This window comes from Dietzia sp. DQ11-38-2, from assembly GCF_014145055.1.
In the GTDB taxonomy this organism is placed as follows: domain Bacteria; phylum Actinomycetota; class Actinomycetes; order Mycobacteriales; family Mycobacteriaceae; genus Dietzia.
On record NZ_JAALDW010000195.1, the window covers coordinates 1 to 4,342 of the forward strand.

Below are 4,342 nucleotides of genomic sequence, written 5' to 3' on the forward strand. Positions count from 1 at the left end.
TCCCGCCGTGCCGGTTCGCCGCCGTGGGAATCGACGGCCTCCCGTTGCCTGTCCGGACGCAGGAGCCGGAGCTGGTCGTTCTGGCCGTGGACCGCGAGCACCGGAGCGCAGAACCGGGCCAACGTCCCCGCCGGGACCGAACGACCCCCGAGCCGGGCCCGGGAGCGTCCGTCGGCGCCGACCCGGCGGGCCGCGATCACCGTCCCGTCCTCGTCGACCTCCGCGTCCGCCTCCTCGAGGAGACTGTCGAGCTCGCGTCGGTCCTCGGGGTGCATCGTCTCGGCGGCGGCCAGGTCGAACCGCCCCTCCACCACGGCCTTGTCCGCTCCGCGACGAACCCGCCCCGGATCGGCGCGCCCCCCGGCCAGGAGCCTGAGACCGGTGACCACCATGGTCTTTCCGGCGCCGGTCTCACCGGTCAGGACGGACAGGCCCGGGGCGAAATCGGCCACGGCCTCGTCGATGACGCCGAGTCCGCTGATCCGAAGTTCCGTGAGCACGCACCCACCCTAGGCGAGGGGGCGCGCGGTGGACCGGCCACGCCACCCGGTGACCGGGAGTTCGAACTTCGTCACCAGCCGGTCCGTGAACGGCGAGTCGTCCAATCTCACCCACTTGACCGGTCTGTGGCCACGCACCACCTCCACCCGACTGCCGGCGGGGGCGTCGATCGTTCGTCGCCCGTCCAGCACGACCACCGCCGGTCCGGACCGGGTCCCGGTCTCCACGGCGACCCGCGAGCTGGGCGCCACGACCATGGGCCGGGCGAACAGGGCGTGGGCGTTGTTCGGGACCACCAGGATCGCGTCGAGCTCCGGCCAGAGGATCGGTCCCCCCGCCGAGAACGCGTACGCCGTCGATCCGGTGGGCGTCGAGACGAGCATGCCGTCGCACCCGAAGTCGCTCACCGGTCGCCCGTCGATCTCGACCGACGCCTCGAGGACGCCCTGCCGCGAGACCTTCTCGATACTCACCTCGTTGAGTGCCCAGTCACGGCCGAGCACGGTGTCCCCGTGGATCACAGTGGCCTCGACCGTCATGCGCTCGACCACCCGGTAGTCGTGGTCCGCGATCTGTTCGACGACGCCGTGGAGAGAGGAGATCTCCGATTCGGCGAGGAAGCCGACATGCCCGAGATTCACTCCCAGCACCGGCACATCGGCCGCGGTCGCGTACTGGCATGCCCGCAGGAACGTCCCGTCCCCACCCAGGACCAGGACGAGCTCGCAGCCGTCAGCGGCGTGCGGGGTATCCGCCACCGACTCCACACCGGTCCCGGTGGCCACGTTCTCGCTGGTGTCCGCGAGCATCCGCACCGCGATCCCGCGGTGCGCGCAGGCGTCGACGACCTGGGCGACGATCGCGACGATGTCCGGCCGCTCGATGTTGGCCTCGAGCAGGATGCGGCGGGGCGCCCCCACCTCTGGGCTCTGCGTCATCTCGGTCCCTCCTCCACCGCGCTGCGAATAGCGTCCTGCGCCCGGTCCGTCAGTGCCACCGGCGACCCCGGTTCGGTCTTGCGGAGGTGAAGAAAGTACTCGACGTTCCCGGACGGGCCCGGAAGCGGGCTCGCCACACACCCGAGAGCCTCCAGCCCGAGCGCCGCGGCGGCCCGCGCGACACCGGTGACCGCGTCGATCCGGAGCCCGGGGTCACGGACGACGCCCCCCTGACCGACCCGCTCGCGTCCCACCTCGAACTGCGGCTTGACCATCGGTAGCAGCGCCCCGCCGGTGCGGACACACGCGGACAGAGCGGGAAGGACGAGGGGCAGGGAGATGAACGACAGGTCGGACACCACCACGTCGACCTCGCCGCCGATGTCCTCGGGGGTGAGGGACCGCACGTTGGTCTTGTCGTGGACGCCCACGCGATCGTCGCTGCGCAGGCGCCACACGAGTTGTCCGTAGCCCACGTCCACGGCTTCGACGCGGTCGGCCCCCCGCGAGAGCAGGACGTCGGTGAACCCTCCCGTGGAGGCGCCGGCGTCGAGGCAGCGCGTACCGGCGACGTCCACCCCGAAGGCGTCCAGGGCACCGATGAGCTTGTGGGCCCCCCGCGAGGCCCAGTCCGGTTCCCCGGACGCGGCGACCGCGATGGACGTCGTCGGTTCCACCTGCGTGGCGGGCTTACTCGCGGCGACCCCGTTGACGATCACACGACCGGCACCGATGAGGTCCCGCGCGCGTTCCCGACTGTCACACATCTTGCGGCGGACCAACTCGGCGTCCAGGCGCCTACGGGCGACCGCCATCAGCGGGCCGAGTCCAGGGAGGACAGGGCGTGGGCGAGCAGATCATGGGCCGAATCCAGGGCCGCGACCTGCTCGTCGCGAACTCCCCCGACCTCGTCGCGGGGTTCGGCGGAGTCGGAGAGCAGATCGTCGAAGGCCGAGCGGAGCTCGTCGATGTCCGGGCCCGCGGGCCCTGGCAGTGGTGTCGGTCCGGGAGTGCTCACACGGTCCACGCTAGCCCACGAGCAGTCCCGCATCGGCGAACCGTGACCGCGCACCGTCGCCGGGATCCGCCAGGGCGCTCACACCGTGCCTCCACGCCTGTCGGAGGACGCCGCGCGCCAGGTCGACGCCGCCGAGTGTCGCGGGGAGCCCGTCGAGGTGGAGGACACCGTTCTCCACCCTCGCGTCGAGCCAGGGGGCCGAGTCGATGTGACTCGACTCCGGCGGCGCGGCGAGGGCGGACAGGTCCGGGGCGAGGTGGGTGGCGCGACGGTGCGCGTCCGCGGCCAGCAGATCGGCCGTCCCGTGGACGCCCGTCAGAACCAGCAGCGCGGGCATCCCGGCCGCGAGCGCCCCCTCGATATCGGTGTCCAGACGGTCCCCGATGACGAGCGGACGGCGGGAGCCGACGAGGTCCGCGGCCGCCCTGAGCACTCCCGCCGCCGGCTTCCCCGCCACGACGGGGTCTCTGTCCGTCGCGGCGCGAAGTGCAGCGACCAGCGAACCGTTCCCGGGGAGCAGACCGCGCTCGGTGGGCAGGGTGGTGTCGGTGTTGGAGGCGACCCACGGCACCCCGCGCCGGATCGCGAGACATCCTTCGGCAAGGTCACCCCAGGTCAGTTCGCGGGACAGGCCCTGGAGGACCGCCTCGGGACCGTCGTCGGCCGAATAGACGACCTCGTAGCCGGCCTGTCTGGCGAGCTCCCGGAAACTCTCGTGACCCACCACGAGAACTCTCGCCCCCGCGTCGACGTGATCACCCAGCATCATCACCGCCGCCTGGGCGCTGGTCATGACGTCGGACGCGCGGGCCGGAAATCCCAGATCCCGGAGGTGTTCGGCCGTCTGGCCGGGGGAACGGCTCGCATTGTTGGTCACGTAGACCACCGGAAGCCCCGACCGGTCCAGCGCCTCGGCGGCGCCCGGAATGGGCTCGGTACCGCGGATGAGCGTCCCGTCGAGATCCGCGAGAAGTGCGTCGTGCAGATCGGACAGAGTCGCCACAGTCTCCGACGCGGCAGACTCTGACCCCGCCGACCGCGGTACTGCTGACGTCGGGCCTGGTGACACCGAGTTAACCCCCGAGCTCGGCCAGACGCGACTCCGCGTCCGTGTGATGATCCGGGTCGGCGGACACCGCGTGGGCGAACCAGGCGGCCGCCTCGTCCTTGCGGCCGGACGCCAACAACACCTCCGCGTAGGCGTAGTCCAATCGCGCCGCCTCCTCGCCGACAGCATCCGGGTCGGCTCCCGCATCCTGGAGAGTCACGAGGGCGGCGTCGAGCTGGCCCATGTCCACTCGCGCGCCGGCTTCGACGATGCGCAGCTCCACGAGGTCCTCGCCGGTGACCTGACGGGACTCGTCACCCCGGGCGAGTTCGATGGCCTTCTCCGGACGTCCGAGGCCCCGCTCGCAGTCCGCCATCATCGCCAGCAGTCCGGGTCCTCCCGAGATGCGTCGAGCCGCACGGAGCTCACCCAGCGCTTCCGACCACTCTCGCGCGCGGTACGCGAGAACGCCGACGGTCTCCCGGACCACACCTATCCGGCCGGCTCGGTTCTTCGCGGCACGTCCGTGGGCCAGAGCGAGCTCGGGGTCGTCGTCGACGAAATACATCGCCGCCACCAGATGCCGCGCGACGACCTCGGCATTGGCCTTGTCCAGACCCCGCAGGTCCCGTCGGATCTCCGTGTCGAGGTCCGCGGCCTCGATGTCTTCGGGGAGAGTCGGCTCGTCAACGCGTGCGGCCTGCCGGGCGTCCTGACCCGGACGGCCAGCCGTGCGCCGCTCGACGCCCTGCCGCCCTCCGTCACGGGAGTCACCCCGGGAGGAACCGCCTCGGCCCTGTCCCGCCCCCGATGTGCCGGTGCGCTGCCCAGCGCCCC

At 71.9% G+C, this 4,342-nt stretch carries 6 protein-coding genes; all 6 read right to left on the bottom strand.

What is annotated here, in order from left to right; all coding sequences use genetic code 11:
• Positions 1-500, bottom strand: a 500-nt coding sequence (locus G6026_RS07305) for an AAA family ATPase (RefSeq protein ID WP_182612780.1), incomplete at its 3' end; no start/stop codon positions are given.
• 9 nt (positions 501-509) lie between these two features.
• Positions 510-1,439 (bottom strand): NAD kinase, encoded by a 930-nt coding sequence (locus G6026_RS07310; RefSeq protein WP_107756355.1) that lies wholly within the window; start codon positions 1,437-1,439, stop codon positions 510-512.
• Positions 1,436-2,254 carry a TlyA family RNA methyltransferase gene (locus tag G6026_RS07315; protein ID WP_107756354.1) on the bottom strand — a complete coding sequence of 273 codons (819 nt, stop codon included), beginning with the start codon at positions 2,252-2,254 and terminating at the stop codon, positions 1,436-1,438. Before G6026_RS07315 ends, G6026_RS07310 begins: the two co-directional genes overlap by 4 nt.
• Positions 2,254-2,457, bottom strand: a complete 204-nt coding sequence (locus tag G6026_RS07320) for a hypothetical protein (protein ID WP_309230185.1) — start codon at positions 2,455-2,457, stop codon at positions 2,254-2,256. The genes G6026_RS07315 and G6026_RS07320 overlap by 1 nt, the downstream gene beginning before the upstream one ends.
• A gap of 10 nt (positions 2,458-2,467) precedes the next feature.
• Positions 2,468-3,460, bottom strand: coding sequence for an HAD-IIA family hydrolase (locus G6026_RS07325; RefSeq protein WP_182612782.1), 993 nt, complete (start codon positions 3,458-3,460; stop codon positions 2,468-2,470).
• A 70-nt stretch (positions 3,461-3,530) separates the two neighbouring features.
• On the bottom strand, positions 3,531-4,342 hold an 812-nt coding region (locus G6026_RS07330), incomplete at its 5' end, for a tetratricopeptide repeat protein (protein WP_182612783.1).